At 72.0% G+C, this 15454-nt stretch carries 17 protein-coding genes; 13 read left to right on the top strand and 4 right to left on the bottom strand.

What is annotated here, in order from left to right; genetic code table 11:
* Positions 1-219 (bottom strand): phosphopantetheine-binding protein (locus AB0J10_RS19690; RefSeq protein ID WP_363063215.1); only part of this gene is annotated, 219 nt, incomplete at its 3' end.
* A gap of 586 nt (positions 220-805) precedes the next feature.
* Between AB0J10_RS19690 and AB0J10_RS19685 the strand changes: the two genes are divergently transcribed.
* The 8 genes from AB0J10_RS19685 (at position 806) to AB0J10_RS19650 (ending at position 7370) form a co-directional block, all read left to right on the top strand.
* Complete coding sequence (locus AB0J10_RS19685) at positions 806-2032, top strand: acyltransferase family protein (protein ID WP_363063213.1); 1227 nt, start codon at positions 806-808, stop codon at positions 2030-2032.
* 45 nt (positions 2033-2077) lie between these two features.
* A complete protein-coding gene (locus tag AB0J10_RS19680; protein WP_363063211.1) occupies positions 2078-2707 on the top strand; it encodes a histidine phosphatase family protein in 630 nt (209 codons plus the stop codon).
* 191 nt (positions 2708-2898) lie between these two features.
* Positions 2899-4059, top strand: coding sequence for an AI-2E family transporter (locus AB0J10_RS19675; protein WP_363063209.1), 1161 nt, complete (start codon positions 2899-2901; stop codon positions 4057-4059).
* Between the two features lie 228 nt (positions 4060-4287).
* Positions 4288-4728, top strand: coding sequence for an Rrf2 family transcriptional regulator (locus AB0J10_RS19670; protein WP_363063207.1), 441 nt, complete (start codon positions 4288-4290; stop codon positions 4726-4728).
* 95 nt (positions 4729-4823) lie between these two features.
* On the top strand, positions 4824-6017 hold the full coding sequence (locus AB0J10_RS19665) for a globin domain-containing protein (protein WP_363063205.1): 1194 nt from the start codon (positions 4824-4826) through the stop codon (positions 6015-6017).
* A 140-nt stretch (positions 6018-6157) separates the two neighbouring features.
* The gene (locus AB0J10_RS19660) at positions 6158-6586 is read left to right on the top strand and encodes a hypothetical protein (protein WP_363063203.1); all 429 of its coding nucleotides are present in this window, start codon (positions 6158-6160) and stop codon (positions 6584-6586) included.
* A gap of 379 nt (positions 6587-6965) precedes the next feature.
* Positions 6966-7154: a hypothetical protein gene (locus AB0J10_RS19655; protein WP_363063202.1), complete on the top strand. Its 189-nt coding sequence runs from the start codon at positions 6966-6968 to the stop codon at positions 7152-7154.
* Between the two features lie 54 nt (positions 7155-7208).
* Entirely contained in the window at positions 7209-7370 is a 162-nt protein-coding gene (locus AB0J10_RS19650) for an ATP-binding cassette domain-containing protein (protein ID WP_363063200.1), read from the top strand.
* A 7-nt stretch (positions 7371-7377) separates the two neighbouring features.
* On the opposite strand, the gene AB0J10_RS19645 is transcribed toward AB0J10_RS19650, so the two are convergent.
* The gene (locus AB0J10_RS19645) at positions 7378-8157 is read right to left on the bottom strand and encodes an N-formylglutamate amidohydrolase (RefSeq protein WP_363063198.1); all 780 of its coding nucleotides are present in this window, start codon (positions 8155-8157) and stop codon (positions 7378-7380) included.
* A 327-nt stretch (positions 8158-8484) separates the two neighbouring features.
* On the opposite strand from AB0J10_RS19645, the gene AB0J10_RS19640 reads away from it, so the two are divergent.
* The 5 genes from AB0J10_RS19640 (at position 8485) to AB0J10_RS19620 (ending at position 13113) form a co-directional block, all read left to right on the top strand.
* Positions 8485-11154, top strand: coding sequence for a nitrate- and nitrite sensing domain-containing protein (locus tag AB0J10_RS19640; protein WP_363063196.1), 2670 nt, complete (start codon positions 8485-8487; stop codon positions 11152-11154).
* Entirely contained in the window at positions 11151-11555 is a 405-nt protein-coding gene (locus AB0J10_RS19635) for a roadblock/LC7 domain-containing protein (protein WP_363063194.1), read from the top strand. The genes AB0J10_RS19640 and AB0J10_RS19635 overlap by 4 nt, the downstream gene beginning before the upstream one ends.
* Positions 11555-11920 (top strand): DUF742 domain-containing protein, encoded by a 366-nt coding sequence (locus AB0J10_RS19630; protein WP_363063193.1) that lies wholly within the window; start codon positions 11555-11557, stop codon positions 11918-11920. The genes AB0J10_RS19635 and AB0J10_RS19630 overlap by 1 nt, the downstream gene beginning before the upstream one ends.
* Positions 11907-12497, top strand: a complete 591-nt coding sequence (locus AB0J10_RS19625) for an ATP/GTP-binding protein (RefSeq protein ID WP_363063191.1) — start codon at positions 11907-11909, stop codon at positions 12495-12497. The genes AB0J10_RS19630 and AB0J10_RS19625 overlap by 14 nt, the downstream gene beginning before the upstream one ends.
* A gap of 244 nt (positions 12498-12741) precedes the next feature.
* The gene (locus AB0J10_RS19620) at positions 12742-13113 is read left to right on the top strand and encodes a CPBP family intramembrane glutamic endopeptidase (protein WP_363063189.1); all 372 of its coding nucleotides are present in this window, start codon (positions 12742-12744) and stop codon (positions 13111-13113) included.
* 70 nt (positions 13114-13183) lie between these two features.
* On the opposite strand, the gene AB0J10_RS19615 is transcribed toward AB0J10_RS19620, so the two are convergent.
* Together AB0J10_RS19615 and AB0J10_RS19610 are read right to left on the bottom strand one after the other, a co-directional pair.
* Entirely contained in the window at positions 13184-13966 is a 783-nt protein-coding gene (locus AB0J10_RS19615) for a hypothetical protein (protein ID WP_363063187.1), read from the bottom strand.
* On the bottom strand, positions 13966-15327 hold the full coding sequence (locus tag AB0J10_RS19610; protein ID WP_363063185.1) for a VWA domain-containing protein: 1362 nt from the start codon (positions 15325-15327) through the stop codon (positions 13966-13968). Before AB0J10_RS19610 ends, AB0J10_RS19615 begins: the two co-directional genes overlap by 1 nt.
* Between the last annotated feature and the right edge of the window lie 127 nt (positions 15328-15454).

The following is a 15454-nucleotide window of genomic DNA, read 5'->3' as shown; positions in this document are numbered from 1 at the left end:
GCAGAACTGGGCCATGACGAGGGAGTCGGCGCCGAGGTCGGTGAAGAAGTTGGCGTCGGCGGGGACCTGCTCGGTGCGCAGTACGCCTGCCAGCACCTCGGCGAGCGAAGTCTGGGCGGGCCGCTCCGCGCCGCTTCCGTCGCCGGCCTGTGCGTCCGCCCGGGGCGTCGAGCCGATTCCGGCGGCGGTGGCGGGCCGTTCGAAGCTGTTGCAGGTCACGACAGTTCCTCCCGGATACGGTGGCTGCCGCCGGCCCGGAGCGCCGTCGCCGTGCGGCGGTGACGGCCGTGCCCGGGAACGGAGGACTGCGACCCGGACGTCCAAAGGTCATCGGTCGCCGGGCGGTCGTATATCCATGGATTCATGAGTCGTTCACCTGCGGTCGTGCGACCCTCGCTTGGTATTCCTCGGGGCGCGCATATCGGATTCCTGTCGGAGGCGGTGATGTCAGGCACCACGGTTTCGGGTTTTCATCGCCTCCTATTCCAGTAGGCACGATCGAACGATTTCTGTCCTGCTACTGGAGCCCGTGGCTTGACATGGGCGTCCGGATATGGCGGTCCCTTTCGCCGGGCGGAATCGCCGGCCTGCACGAGGTGCTGACGTACCGGCCGCGCAGGGATCCGGCAAGTCCCGAATTGCGGTGGCATGACGTCAGGGCTCCCGCCCGGTTCACTGGACGCATTCCGAGCCGCCCGGTTCCCGCGGACATCCACCGGCCGTACCGGGACCCGCCGGTCGGCGGGGGAGATCCGGCCGTCTGCCGGATGGTTGAACCGGCATGTTCCTCGAATTGTGGTGACCAATGGGACACGTATTCGCTCCGGCCGTGCCGTCCGCGACGACCGCGGACGACTCGCCCTTCCGTGCGCCGTCGACGGGCCGGATGATCGGCCTCGACCTCGCGCGCGGACTGGCGATCCTGGGCATGTTCGCGGCCCACGTCGGTCCCGATCCGACGGTGGGCGGGCCCCTGGGGTGGGTCATGGAAGTGGCCCGTGGCCGGTCGTCCGCCCTGTTCGCGCTGCTGGCGGGATTCACCCTGGTCCTCCTGACGGGCCGCCCCCGGCCGCGCACGGGACGCGGCGGCCGCCAGGCGATCGGCCGCGTCCTGATCCGTGCCGCCCTGCTGATGGTCCTCGGGTACGCGCTGGTCCTCCTGGACACCGACGTCGACGTCATCCTGTCCTTCTACGGTCTGCTCCTCGTCCTCGCGCTGCCGCTGTACCGGCTGAGCGCGAGGACGCTCGCGCTCGTCGCGGCCGCGACCGCCCTCGTCCTGCCGCAGGTGCTGTACCTGCTGAGGGCCGCGGTCGACGGCGGGACCTGGTACGACGCCGTCGTCGGTCTGGACCCCCTCGCACGGATCACCGGCTCGGACGGCTTCCTGGAACTCTTCGTCACCGGCGAGTACCCGGCCCTGACCTGGTTCCCCTTCATCGTGGCCGGAATGGCGGTGGCCAGGCTCGACCTCTCGCGCCGCGACGTGCTCACGAAGCTGGCCTGCACCGGCGCGGCACTGGCGGTGATCGGTTACGGAGGGTCGTGGCTGGCCCTCCACGCGGTACCGGGCGCCCTGGCGGGTGTGAGCGCGGCCACGGACGGAGGCCCCGCCGCCTCGGCGTGGTGGTCCGACGCCGTCGGCGAGGAGTTCGCCTCCGGGCATCCGGCCTGGCTGCTGGTCGCCTCCCCGCACAGCCAGACCACCTTGTCGATCGTCGGCAACACCGGCGTCGCGGTGGCCGTGCTCGCCGGCTGCCTCCTCGCCGCGCGGTACGCGGGCCCCCGCGTCCGGCTGCTCGCACCGCTCGCCGCGGTCGGCTCGATCTCCCTGACGGCCTACGTCGCCCACATTCTCGCCATCCGTCTGCTGGGTACGGTCGGCGGTGAGGATTGGGCGGCCCTGCCGGTCCTCCTCGGTTTCGCGGTCGTGGCCATGGCGCTCGCGCTGCTGTGGACCCGGTTCTTCCGGCGGGGCCCGCTGGAGTACATGCTGTACAGCGCCACCAAACCCGCTCGATGGATCGGCTGACCGGGCCGTCCGTGTGCCGTTCCGATCGGAGAAGGAGGTCGGGTCATGAGTCTGCGACTGACGTTCCTGTGCGCGTCCCCCGTGGAGGGCACCCGTGGCCCGGCGTTCGGGGACGGCCCTCCGGACGGGCGTGCCCGGCGTGCGGCCGCGAACGACAAGGCGGTCCTTCCGCCGTACTCCCTGGCCCTCCGGGCGCCGTCGGCCCGCTGCGCGCAGACCGCCGAGGCCCTCGGTGTGGCGGCGACCCCCGAGGACGCCCTCCGGGACATCGACCACGGCACCTGGAGCGGGCGCACACACGCGGACATCCGGGCGGAGGACCCGCACGGCCTCTCCGCCTGGCTGACCGACCCCGAAGCCGCACCGCACGGTGGCGAGTCCGTCGGCCGGCTGTGCCGCCGGACCGCGTCCTGGCTGGATGCCCTGCCGGACGGCGTGGGGCGCGTGCTGGCGATCACCGAGGCGTCCGTCGTCCGAGCGGCGCTGGTCCACGCCCTGTCGGTACCCACCCGAGCCTTCCTGCACCTGGACGTGCCGCGCGGGTCGGCGGTCACCCTGACGAGGTGCGACGGACTCTGGCACGCCGGGCTCGGCGACCCGGAGGTCCCACGGCAGCGGGCGTCCGCCGACGGCACCGCCCTCGTCGGCACGACGGCGTACGTCGCTCGCCGGTAGCCCATGGCGGGCCGCGGCACTCGGGCGAGCGTCGTACGCCGCGTCGAGGCCGCCGGTCCGACGTTCGCCGTGCCCGGGACGTCGCTCGACGCAGCCGGAGGACGACGGCCGGAGGAACGACACTCGGAGAAACGACGGCCGGACAGGCCACGGCTGGAGACCCACGGCCGGGGTACCCATAGGGTGATCCCATGTCTGTCAGGTTGAGTTCCGCGAGGGCCCGTGCCGCGCTCGGTACGTCGGCGCGGGTGTCGGTCGAGCTGCTGCTCGTCTCCGTGATGTCGGCGGTGGCCCTGTGGCTGCTGGGTCGGATGTGGTCGATCGTCTGGCCTCTCGTCGTGGGCCTCCTCCTCACCACGCTCACCTGGCCCCTGGCGCGGCTCCTGCGCAGGTCCGGGTGGCCCCCCGCGCTCGCCGCGTCGGCCGTGACCGTACTGTTCCTCCTGGTCGCCGCGGGCGTCGTGGCGCTGATCGCGGTGCCGGTGGCAGCCCAGTCCGGCGAACTGACGGAAGGCGTCGTCCAGGGCATACAGAAGGTGCGGGAGTGGGCCGCCGGACCGCCGCTGAACATCGGCGACGACCAGATCACCGGCGCCCTCGACGCCGCGGTGGAGCGCATACAGGACAGTGCGGGCAGCATGGCCACCGCGGTCGTCACCGGCGTGGGCACCGTGGTCAACGGTGTCGTCACGGCCGTCCTCGCGCTCTTCCTGATGTTCTTCTTCCTCAAGGACGGCCCCCGGTTCCTGCCGTGGCTCACGCGTCAACTGCCCGGCTCACTGGCCACCCACGTCCCTCTCGTGGCCGCTCGCGGCTGGAACACTCTGGGCGCGTTCGTGCGGTCCCAGGCGTTCGTCGGCCTGATCGACGCCGTCTTCATCGGCATCGGCCTGTGGATCCTCGGAGTGCCGTTGGTCCTTCCGCTCGCCGTCCTCACCTTCGTGTCCGCGTTCGTGCCGATCGTGGGCGCCCTGTTCGCCGGTCTGGTCGCGGTGCTCATCGCGCTGGTGTCGAACGGACCGACGGACGCCCTGATCGTGCTGGCGATCATCGTCGTGGTGCAGCAGCTCGAGGGCAACGTGTTCCAGCCGATGATCCAGAGCCGGGGCCTCGGCCTGCACGCCGCGGTGATCCTGCTGGCGGTGACGCTGGGCGGCAGCCTGGCGGGCATCGTGGGCAGCCTGCTCGCCGTACCGGTCGCCGCTCTGCTCGCGGTCGTCTGGAACTACCTCCGCGAGCAGCTGGGCGACCCGGCACCGGAGGGGGAACCCGCACCGGCCGCGGATCCCGGACCGGCGACGGAACCGGAGACCGACGGGCCGCAGACCGGCGCCGCCGCCGTCGTGTCGTAGCGCCGCCGGTGGCCCGCGTCGGAGCGGGCCACCGCCACGGCGGCCCGCTCCGACCCCACCCCGAGTCCTCCGGGAGGTCCACCGGGGAGTCGTCTCCGCCGCCCCTTCCGCTGCCGTGCCCGAGCCCGCTGCCAAGGGGGCGGCGCCCGGGGTCCGTGACGCAGACCACATCGGTCGGCTTCCGCATTTAATCAGAATCCTGAATGCGTATTTGATAGCGTCCTCGCTGTGCGACTCACCAAGTTCACCGACCTGGCTCTCCGGTCCGTCATGCGCCTCGCGGTGTGCGCCGACGACGAGGTGCTCACCACCCGCGAGGTGGCCGACGCGATGGACGTGCGGCACACCCACGCCGCGAAGGCGATCACGCGCCTGCAGCACCTCGGTGTGGTCGAGGCCCGTCGGGGCCGCGGGGGCGGGCTCGTCGTGACCGACTTCGGCCGGCGGGCTTCGGTCGGCTGGCTGGTGCGGGAGCTCGAAGGGGAGGGGGAGGTCGTCAGTTGCGACGACCCGCCCTGTCCGCTGCGCGGGGCCTGTCGGCTGCGGCGGGCGCTGCGTGACGCCCAGGCGGCGTTCTACGCCACGCTCGACCCGCTGACCGTGGCGGACCTCGTCACCTCGCCCACCGGGCCCGTGCTCGTCGCCCTCGCCGGGCCTCCGTCGCGGTAGCCGCCCCGTCGGTCCGGTGCGTCCTCCGGCCGCGACCTCGGGGTCGAACGCACGACCTAAAACACGAAGATCTTTTACCTATTCAGGAGTCATCTGTGCTCTCGGAACAGGCCACGCCCGTCGTCCGCGCCACGCTTCCGGTGGTCGGGGCCGCCATCGGAGACATCGCCGAGCTCTTCTACCGCAGGCTGTTCGACGCCCGTCCCGCGTTGTTGAGCGACCTGTTCAACCGCGGGAACCAGGCGAACGGGGAGCAGCGGAAGGCGCTGGCGGGGTCGATCGCCGCCTTCGCCGGGATGCTGCTGGAGACGCCGGACGCGCGGCCCGACGCGATGCTGGCGCGGATCGCCAACAAGCACGCCTCGCTGGGGATCACCTCCGACCAGTACAAGATCGTCCATCGCCACCTCTTCGCGGCGATGACCGACGTGCTCGGTGCGGCACTCACGGACGAGGTCACCGCCGCCTGGGACGAGGTGTACTGGCTGATGGCCAACGCCCTGATAGCCATCGAGACGCGCCTGTACCAGGAGGCCGGAGCGGCCGAGGGCGAGGTCTGGCGGCGCATGGAGATCACCGAGCGGCGCCGGGAGACGCCCGACGTCGTCTCCTTCCTCCTCCGTCCCCGCGACGGCGGCCCCGCGGGGCCCTTCCGGCCCGGCCAGTACGTGAGCGTCCAGGTCGAACTGCCCGACGGCGCCCGCCAGATCCGCCAGTACAGCCTCTCCGCCGCCCCGGGCCGGCGGGACTGGAGGATCAGCGTCAAGCGGGTCCGCGACGCGGCCGGTCCGGACGGGGAGGTGTCGTCCTGGCTCCACCAGCACGCGCGGCCGGGTGACGTCCTGACCGTGTCGGTGCCGTTCGGCGACCTCGTGCTGCCGGAGGGCGGCGGGCCGCTGCTGCTGGCGTCCGCAGGCATCGGGAACACCCCCGTCCTGGCCGTGCTCGACCATCTGGCGGCCACCGGAGCGGGCCGCCGCATCGTCACGGTCCACGCCGACCGCTCGCCCGCCGACCACGCTCACCGCGAGGAGCAACGCGCCCTGGTGCGAGCGCTGCCGGACGCCCGGCTCCACCTGTGGTACGAGTCGCCGGGCGACGAAGCCCCGGAGGCCGCGGTGGGCCGGGCCGATCTGGGCGGCCTGGAGCTCCCGGAGGGCCTGACCGCCTACCTGTGCGGTCCGCTGCCCTTCATGCGTGCGGTGCGCGGCGAGCTGCTGCGCCGGGGAGTGCCCGCCGAGAGGATCCACTACGAGGTCTTCGGCCCGGACCTCTGGCTCGGCCGGTAGGAGCCGAGCTCCGGAGCCCGTGTTCCGGGGCCGCGGAGAAGTCTCGGACCGGCGGAATGCCCCGGCGTCCGAGGAGTCGCGTCGGCCGTGAGGGCGGCACGAGGCCGGGCGCGAGAACGGAAGGAAGAGGTGCACCGCGTATGAACACCACTTGGGCGGCCGCGGCCGCCGCGGCCGCCTTCGTCTGGTTCGGGATGGTGCTGGCCATCTCGTTCCTGGAGGCGCCGCTGAAGTTCCGGGCGCCCGGAGTGACCCTGCGGATCGGTCTCGGCATTGGCCGGCTGGTCTTCCGCGCGCTCAACCGGGCCGAAGCGGTCCTGGCCGCCGTACTGGTCGTGGCGGTCGCCGCCGGAGGCCCCACCGCACCCGTCGTGGCCCTGACCGTCGTCGCCGTGTCGCTGCTTGCCGTGCAGCTCGCCGCTGTCCGGCCCGTGCTGAACCGCCGTTCGGACCGGGTCCTGGCGGGGGAGGACGTCCCCCGCTCCCGCGCCCATCTCGTCTACATCGCCTGCGAGTCGGTCAAGGCGCTGACCCTGCCGGCGCTGGGCGCCGCGCTGATGCCCGTCTGAACCCGGCCGTGTCTGCGCCCGGTTGACGAGGACGAACGAACTCCGCCCCGGAATCGTGCACCGGGGCGGTCTCCCTCCGTGACGCCGGAGGGAGACCGGGCCGGGACACCTCACCGAGGTGCCGCAGGGGACGCGAAGCGCCCCGACCCGTGCGTCGCGTGGCGCCGGCCGGCCGTCCCGGCGGCGCTGCCGACGCCCGCGACGGCCCCGGCCCAGCGCCAGGCGATGCGAACAAATGATCGTTGTGAACCAATATGATCATGCTACCTTTCATGGCGCCCTGACAGCACCACGACCACCAGGGCAAACAAAAACGGGAGCGTTCCAGTGGTCGGGCAAGCTCAACGACACCGATCACGGCGACGGTCACAACGTCTACATGCAGGTGAAGGTCGAGGGCTACGGCTGGTCCCGCTACAACGGCAAGCAGAAGTCGTCCGTCTCGCTCAACAAGCTCAACTGGGCCGGTTCCCAGCGTTACACCGACGACGCGTACATCCGCGTCTGCCGTGACAAGGGTTCGCTCAACCCCGACAACTGCTCGCCGACCAAGCACTACAGGCCGTAGTTCGTCAGACGACCAAGGCGGGCCCAGGGGTGCACACCTGGGCCCGCTCGCTTCTTGGGGGAAGCCATCAGTACGTCAGAAATACTCTGTGCCACGGGAGTCGACCTCTTCTATGGAACGCAGTCAGCCGTTCGCGGCGCCCAACTGTCCGTCGCTCGCGGTGAGGTGGTGGCCATCACCGGGCAGAGCGGGTCCGGCAAGTCCTCGCTGCTGTAACGCCCCCTCAGATCGAATCCACCAGCTCCGCCAGCGCCGCGCCCAGGCGAGCCATACCCGGCCCTGGCGGGCCTCCCGGCTCGGACATGTAGACGTCGCGTCGGATCTCGATCATCAGGGCGCTGACGCGGGAGTCCTTGCCGTGGAAGTCGAGGGGCACGTACGTACCCGCGAAGGGGCTGTCGAGTCCGGTGCCGCCGAAGCCCGCGAACGCCCGCTCCGCGGCGGCGAGGAGGTCGGGCGGGGTGTGGAAGGGGTCCGTGCCCAGGCAGATCGGCGGCCGGGGACCGTCGCCGTGCAGCTCGTAGGGCAGGGGCTCGGTGGGGTACGAGTGGACGTCGACGATCACCGCACGTCCGACGGTTTCGAGACGGTCGGTCACGGCAGCGGTCATGGCCCGCGCGTACGGGTGGAAGTAGCGCTCGACGAGCGGCCGTGGGTCCGTGTCCGCCGGCCGGAGCCGCTCGCTGTGGGTGGTCCTCGTGTAGACCGCGCCCATGCCGACGGCGAGCATCTCCTCGCGCTCGTCGGGGAACCGCTCGGGGTCGATCACCAGCCGGGAGAGCCCGTTGACGAACTGCCACGGCCTGACCGCGGCGGCGTCCGCCCCGGCGGCGGCGATGGCGGCCGTGTGGGAGTCGGTGATGTGGTCGAGTTCCAGCGCCAGCGCGGCGTCGTCCAGGTCGATGCCATGGCGCACCCACTCCGGAATCTCGCGCGAGGAGTGCGGGACGTGCAGCACGACGGGCGAGTCGACGGCGCCCGGGAGGAGGCGGTGGGAGGACATGGAGAATGATCCTACGGCCGTGGCCGGTGGTCCGCGGCCTGGGCCCGGCGGGGTGTGACGCCCTGGGTGCAGGCGGAGTGCGACGGGCTTCCCGGCCCGACCTGCCGCACGGAATCGCCTCCCCGCCCCCCGCTCCGCGGAGCCTCCCGACCGACCCTTAACATCGAACTGATTTCTGACGCAACCTCTCTTTTTTCTGGGTGTGGCTGGTTATGATCGGGCTCCTCATCCTGGTCCCGACCTGGGCCGGAAAGGTGTTCCCCAGTCCCGGGGCAGCACCCCGGCCCGTCGACGGGCCGTCACGCTGTCCCCCGTTCCCGAGGACTGATGTCACCGATACAACCCGCAGGACCACGAGGCCCGTCGGTGAAGCGCCGGCGGCGCACCCTGCGCCTGCGTACGCTGCTCACCTGGCTCGCCGTCGTCCCCATCGTGGCCCTGGGCGTCCAGTCGGCCCTGACCGCGAGCCGGTTGCTGGAGCAGTCGGGACACCTGCGCGCCGACGTGGAGTCCGGTGAACGGCTGGGCGTACCCCTGTACCGGCTCATGGTCGCCATGCAGTCCGAGCGGACGCTGACCGCCGCTCGCTGGGCCGGCACCATGGTGCCCGAGGACGTCATGGGCGAGCGCCGCGCGGCCACCGACCAGGCAGCTACGGGGTTCCGCCGGTCCTGGGCGCCCGGCAGCGCGGTGTCCGAGGTGGCCGACCGTCGCCTGCAGGAGGTGTCGCAGGGCCTGGACGACCTGAACTCCTACCGCGAGCGCACGGACAGCGGCATCGGAAGCGCCGACAGCACACTCGTGTACTACAGCGGCGTGATCGGCCAGATGATCCGCTTCTACCAGGACGAGCTGAGCCACACCGAGGACGGTGGGCTCATCGAGGACACCCGCGTCGTCACCGCCATGTTCGCGGCGTCCGAGATGGTGGCCCAGGAGGACATGATCCTCGCGCAGGCAGGGCCGTCCAGGACGCTGACCACCTCCAGGTTCGCCGACTTCGTCAACGCCGTCGGTGCCCAGCGGTACCTGTACGACGCGTGGATCGTGCCGTACCTCCCGGACGCGCAGAACGACCTCTACGCGCAACTGGTCCGCTCTGGAGCGTGGCAGACCAAGACCCGCATCGAGAGCGCCGTCATGTCCGAGCAGTCGATCACCGACGACGGTGTGAAGCTGCCCCGCGACGTCAAGGGGTGGAGCGCCGCGCAGAAACAGTGGGGGCCGCAGCTCACCACGCTGAACGCCGACCGGTCCCGGGCCCTGTTGGCGCGCGCCGACGCCCGGGCGACGGACCTCGAGACCGATGTCGCCTGGCTCGTCGCGGGCAGCGCGGCCGCACTGCTGGCCGTCGCGACCGTCGTCGCCCTCACCACGCGGTCGGTGCTGCGCAGACTGAGCCGTCTGCACGACCGGACGGTGGCCGTCGCCGAGAGCACGCTGCCGGACGTCGTGGACCGGCTCCAGAGCGGTCGGCCGGTCGACACCGACGCACTGCCCGCGGTCCGCGGCGGGCAGGACGAAGTGGGGCGCATCAGTGACGCGTTCGCCAGGGTGGTCGCCGTCTCGGTGAGCGGTCACCGGCAGCTCGCCGCCGAGCGCCTGGGCTTCGGGATGTTCGCCGCGGGTATCGCCTCCCGCACCGGAAACCTGGTCAGCCGCCAGCTGAGCCTCACTGAGGAACTTCAGGACACCTTCGGGCACGACGAGACGCTCCTTGCCGAGTTGATGCGGGCCGACCAGCTGACGGTCGGAATGCGCCGGCAGATAGAGAACCTGCTCATCCTGGCGGGCGGGGAGATCCCCGACCCCCACACCGAGCCCATGCGCATCGCCGACCTGCTGCGCGAAGCGGCGGCCGAGGTCGAGGACTTCCGTCGCATCGAGCGGCAGGCACTGGACGAGATCAGCGTCGAAGCACCCGCGATCAGCCAGGTCAGTCACCTGCTCGCCGAACTGCTGGACAACGCGACGCGGTTCTCCCCACCGAGGTCGAAGGTCGTCATCCGGGCCGAACTCGTCGCCGACGGGCTGTCGGTGGAGATCGAGGACCGCGGGCCGAAGGTGGCACCCGCGACCTACGAGGAGATGAACGGGCGCCTGCACTCGGCACCCCCGTATTCCGTGCTGGCGGAGAACGCCCATCGGCTGGGACTCTTCGTGGTCGGCCACCTCGCCGACGGGCTCGGGGCCACGGTCGTTCTGCGCAGGTCGGTGTACGGCGGGACGTCGGCCGTGGTGGTCCTTCCCAAGGCGCTGCTGATACCGACGAAGGGGGAGTCGGGAAGTGTGCCGTCCGTGGCGTCGGGACACCCGGAGTCCGCGCCGGCCGAACCCTCCAGGGACGAGTCCGGCCCGGTCGAGGCGTCCCGGGGCGAGCCCGCTCGTGAGGAAAGGGAGCAGTCGGCACGTTCGGCCCCGGCCGACGACGAGACCGGCCGGGTCGAGCCTGCCCGGGAGGCTCCGGGGCGCCCGGAGACCGAGCACATGGAGCGGGCCCCCGTGGTGCCCGACTCTGTGGTGCCGGCTCCTGTGGTGCCGGAGTCTGTGGTGCCGGCTCCTGTGGTGCCGGGGAACGTGGAACCGGTCCCCGAGGAGCCGGAGGGTGCGGACACCACACTCCTCGGGGCCGCCGTCCCCGTGCGACACGGCCCGGACGAAGACATATCGGGGAGGGGCCCGCACACGGAGACGGGCCCCCGCACGGGGGCCGGGCTGCCGGTTCGCAGGGCGCAGCAGTGGCCGAAAGCGCGCTCGCACGAGGAGGCGATCCCCGGCCAGCCCTCACGCGACGCCCCGGCCCGTGACCGGCGTCCGGCGCTGCCCGAGAGAGTCCCGCAGACGCACATGGCCGAACAGCTCCTGGGGCCCCGTCGCCCGACGGAGGCGCAGGCCGTGCGGGACCAGGACACCCCCGAGGAGGTGGCCGGCGCCTGGGCCGAGTACGAGCAGGGAACGCAGATGGTGGAAGAAGAGCTCCGACAGGATCGGCGATGACGACGACATCCAACGACATGATCTTCAGCGTCCTGGACAACAACCTGAGCAGGATCGCCGGCATCAAGGGCGCCGTGCTGCTGTCCAACGACGGGATCATGCTCAGCTCCTACTTGCTGGACCGCCCCCAGGGCGAGCGTGTGGCCGCGGCGTCCTCCGGGATCGCGTCCACGATGAAGGCCATCTCCCGCGAGGTCGACGGCGGGCGGGTCATCCGTCAGCTGGTCGAGATGGACGACCGGTACCTCTGCATCGTCGGATGCGGGGAGGGCAGCACCCTCATCGTCGTGACGTCCCGCAAGGCCCGGCTCGGCGAGCTGGGCGGCGAGGCCGTACGCACCGCGCAGGCGCTGGGGGAGTGGCTGGGAACACCCGAGCGCACCCAGGCGCCGACGTCGTAATGACCGAAGCGCCGCGCCGAGGAGGCGGCCGCCGAACGCGGTTGTACGCCCTGACCGACGGGCGTACGACCGCTCCGCAGGCCTCGCTGACCATGGACACCACGGTCACGGCGGCGGTCTCCCCGGACGCCTACGACGGCCTGCCCAGCGAGTGGCAGGCCGTCCTGTCCCTGTGCATGCCGCCGAACGGCCGGGCGGTCGCGGAGATCGCGGCCCGTATGCACATGCGCCTGACGCCCATGATCCTCCTCCTCGGTGAACTGGAGGACCGTGGGCTGGTACGGCACCGGTCCCCCCTGGAGGAGGCCGAGACCAGCAATGTCCACCTGCTCAGGAGAATCAGGGACAACCTTGCCCGGATATGACACCTCTGCCCAGGAAGTCGCGCCCGTCAAGATCCTCGTGGCCGGAGGGTTCGGCGTCGGCAAGACCACTCTGGTCGAGACGATCTCCGAGATCGAGCCGCTGCGCACGGAGGAGCGGTTGACGGCCGCCGGTGTCGGTGTCGACGATTTGGACGGGATCGAGTCCAAGACGGTGACCACCGTGGCGATGGACTTCGGCCGCATCACCCTCACCGACGCCGGAGTCGTTCTCTACCTGTTCGGGACACCGGGCCAGGAACGCTTCTGGTTCATGTGGGACGACCTGCTCAACGGCGCCCTCGGGGCGGTCGTGCTGGTCGACACCCGGCGCCTCGACCGCAGCTTCCCCGCGGTCGACTTCTTCGAGAGCCGCGGGCTCCCGTTCGTGGTGGGCGCGAACTGCTTCCACGGCGAACAGCTCTACGCTCCCGAGGAGATCAGGGCGGCGCTGCACCTGCGCAACCCGGACACGCCCGTCCTCATGCTCGACGCGCGCACCCGCACGGACGTGCGGTCCGCTCTGCTTGCCCTCCTCGACATGCTGATCGCCGACGCGGCGACGACGACACCGGTGTGAGCTCTTCCCCCACCCCGGCATTCCCCGGCCCGGGTCGATTGCCGGAGTGCGCGAGGGGCAGCTGTGCGCCCGCTGCGGAGAGGCAGCTCGGTTCTCCGTTCGTGGCGGTCCGCCGGGCGGACGGCAGGAAGAGTCCGGCTCATCCGACAGGGTGAGCGAGGGGGCACTCCTGCCGTCGGCTCCCGCCGGGTCCGCGGCGCGTTGCGCCCACCCCGCACCCCCGCCTGGCCATGCCGCTGTGCCCATGGGGATGCTCCTGTCGGCCGTCGCGGTGCTCGCCGTGGCGCATGCGCTGGTCAACCGTGTCGGGCCCGTTCTCCACGTGCCCGTCTGCGTCGCCGCGACCGCTGCCCTGGTGCTGCTCGCACGGCTGTGGCACATCGCGCCGTCCCGCGGGATCACGCGATCCAACGCAGGCGTCGGGGCGGTGTTCGGCACGGGAGGGACCGGCGTTGCGCCGTCGGTCGGCGCGGCGGTCGTCGGGACCGCGCTCGCGGGTGTGCTGTTCTGCGAGTTGCGCCGGCGCTCCGGGAGCCTGATCCCGTCGGTCGCCCTGCACTGCGCCCTCAACAGCGCCGGCTACGCGCCGGCGTGGACGGCCGCCCGCGCGGGCTGAGGGACGGCCTGCGACGGGGGCGCCCCTGCCCCGGGCCGGCAGACCCCGGGCGAGCGACGCCCCCACGCCGTCAGGCTCCGGGCGGTAGGTGTGCGGGACGGCCGTTGCCGCGGGTGAGGCGGTAGGCACAGATGCCGGCCAGCGCGGCGAGCACCGCGCCGCCGGCAGTCCAGAGGATGCGGGACGACCACCAGCCCGACGACCAGCCGTCGTCCGGTGCGACCTCACGGCCGGATGCGGGGACCAGCGGTGCGGCGAGCCGCCCGTCGACGTCCGTGGCGCCGCCGGAGTCCACCGCCGTGATCTCCACGGCCGTGTCGACCGGTTCGCCCAGGTCCTCGGCGGGCGCACCGACGACGGTCAGGCGTACGTAGTACGTCCCGGGCAGGGGGTCGTCGGCCCATGGTTCGGACCAGGCCCGGACCGTGCGCAGCGCGCAGCTCAGCTCGACCGACGAGGCCCCGGCCGGGGCAGGCCGGACGTCGCTGCCGAAGCGGCACGCCTGGCGGCGCCTCAGCCCGTCGTACACGTCGAGCCGCCAGACGTGGGTGCCGTGGCGTGCCTCGGAGCGGGGCAGCTCGACCGTGGCCCTGACGGTGGCTCGCTGCCCGGCGTCGGCCGGGAACTGCCAGTACAGGTAGTCACCGGTCGAACCCTGCGCCGTGGCCCGCTGTCCGGGGCGCACGACGGTGGCGGTGCGGAAGGACGTGCCGGCCTCGGTCGGCGCGGCGGCCTCGTCTTCCGTGCTCGCGCTCGGCGACGGCGAGTCGGCGGCGGCGACGCCCGGGAACGGCAGCGTGAACAGTGCGGCGGCGGACAGCGAAGCGGCCGTGAACATGCGTACGGTACGCATCAGTTGGTCCTCCAGACGGAGACGCGCCAGCGAGAGATCCAGCCCCACAGCACACCCGCGGCGAAGCCGGCGAGCGTCAGCAGGCCGAGCAGCCACCAGCCGTGGCCGAGGCCCAGGAACGCCGCGTCGTCCGCGTCACGGGGTCCGCCCGTGATGTCGATCGTCAGCTCGACGGGCAGGCCGGGGGCCGTCTTGACGGAGGCGGGGGCGGAGAAGGAGTTGCTCACCCGCAGGCAGACGGTCTCGGCGGCGGGATCGCCTTCGCCGGTCTCCGTGACGTCGTTGCCGCCCGCGCCGCCCGCGTCGTCTGCGGCGTCGGTGTCCGTGTCAGCGGCGCTGTCGTCGGTGTCGGGCCTGGGGTAGCGCAGGCCCGTGGAGACGACGTCGGTGCGCCCGTCGCCCGCCGATTCTCCACGGACGATCTCGCGGCCGGCCAGGGTCGAGGCACGCAGCAGCACACCGTGGTCACGGTTGACGGGGCGGTCGGCCGCGATGCTGACCGAGGCGCGCAGCTCCTGTCCGGGGAGCAGCTCCACGCGGTACCAGCGGTGCTGGCCGAAGGTCTCGCGGTCGGCGTAGAGGCCGGCCTTCAACCGCGGCGCGTCGGCACAGCGCTCGCCGCCCTGGGTGGCCACCGGCGTGACGACCGGCTCGGCGGCGCGGTCGACCAACTGGCTCACCCGCTCGGAGAGTTCCTCCTTGTGCTGCACGGAGGTGTACGAGCCGCCGGTGGCCTCGGCGATGCACATCAGCTGGGCGCGCATCCTGGCGTTGGGGACGAGGCCGAGGGTGTCGATGGTGATGTCGACGCCCTTGGCCGCGATCTCGCGCGCCACCTCGCAGGGGTCGAGCGGGGCGCAGGTGTCCTCGCCGTCCGTGATGAGCACGATCCGCCGGGTGGCGTTCCCGCCCTCCAGGTCGTCGGCGGCGCCGAGCAGCGCTGGGCCGATCGGGGTCCAGCCGGTCGGGACGAGCGTCGCCACGGCCGTCTTCGCCTCGGTCCGGTCGAGTTCGCCCACCGGGTAGAGCTGCTTGGTGTCCTTGCAGCCCTCCTTGCGGTCCTTGCCGGGGTAGTCGGCGCCGAGGGTGCGGATGCCGAGTCGTACGTCCTCCGGGACGGCGTCCAGCACCTCGTTGAACGCCTGCTTGGCCGCGGACATCCGTGACTGCCCGTCGATGTCGCGGGCCCGCATCGAGCCGCTCACGTCGAGGACGAGTTCGACCTTGGGCGGTTCCTTCGCGGGCGCCCTGTCGGCCGTGTCGCCGGAGTCGGCGAAGGCTGCGGAGGGGAGGAGCCCGCCGGTGACGGTGACCAGCAGCGCGCCGCAGAGGGCGGCTGCCAGTCGCTTTCGTATGATCATCGGCGGATCATAGTGAGCCCGAGTGGTCCGGCCCAATTCCGCACGCACACGGGGGGGATCGCGGAGACGCGACAGCGCGAGGCCACCGTGGTGCGGGGAGCGGGCCACCCCCGGGCGGCCCGCGTCG

Source organism: Streptomyces sp. NPDC049887, assembly GCF_040656535.1.
In the GTDB taxonomy this organism is placed as follows: Bacteria; Actinomycetota; Actinomycetes; order Streptomycetales; family Streptomycetaceae; genus Streptomyces.
This window is presented reverse-complemented; position numbering and strand designations above follow the sequence as displayed.

Coding starts and splice junctions, on each gene's coding strand:
- AB0J10_RS19685 (WP_363063213.1), top strand. CDS start 806: ATGGGACACGTATTCGCTCCGGCCGTGCCGTCCGCGACGACCGCGGAC.
- AB0J10_RS19680 (WP_363063211.1), top strand. CDS start 2,078: ATGAGTCTGCGACTGACGTTCCTGTGCGCGTCCCCCGTGGAGGGCACC.
- AB0J10_RS19675 (WP_363063209.1), top strand. CDS start 2,899: ATGTCTGTCAGGTTGAGTTCCGCGAGGGCCCGTGCCGCGCTCGGTACG.
- AB0J10_RS19660 (WP_363063203.1), top strand. CDS start 6,158: ATGAACACCACTTGGGCGGCCGCGGCCGCCGCGGCCGCCTTCGTCTGG.
- AB0J10_RS19655 (WP_363063202.1), top strand. CDS start 6,966: ATGCAGGTGAAGGTCGAGGGCTACGGCTGGTCCCGCTACAACGGCAAG.
- AB0J10_RS19645 (WP_363063198.1), bottom strand. CDS start 8,157: ATGTCCTCCCACCGCCTCCTCCCGGGCGCCGTCGACTCGCCCGTCGTG.
- AB0J10_RS19640 (WP_363063196.1), top strand. CDS start 8,485: ATGTCACCGATACAACCCGCAGGACCACGAGGCCCGTCGGTGAAGCGC.
- AB0J10_RS19635 (WP_363063194.1), top strand. CDS start 11,151: ATGACGACGACATCCAACGACATGATCTTCAGCGTCCTGGACAACAAC.
- AB0J10_RS19630 (WP_363063193.1), top strand. CDS start 11,555: ATGACCGAAGCGCCGCGCCGAGGAGGCGGCCGCCGAACGCGGTTGTAC.
- AB0J10_RS19620 (WP_363063189.1), top strand. CDS start 12,742: ATGGGGATGCTCCTGTCGGCCGTCGCGGTGCTCGCCGTGGCGCATGCG.
- AB0J10_RS19615 (WP_363063187.1), bottom strand. CDS start 13,966: ATGCGTACCGTACGCATGTTCACGGCCGCTTCGCTGTCCGCCGCCGCA.
- AB0J10_RS19610 (WP_363063185.1), bottom strand. CDS start 15,327: ATGATCATACGAAAGCGACTGGCAGCCGCCCTCTGCGGCGCGCTGCTG.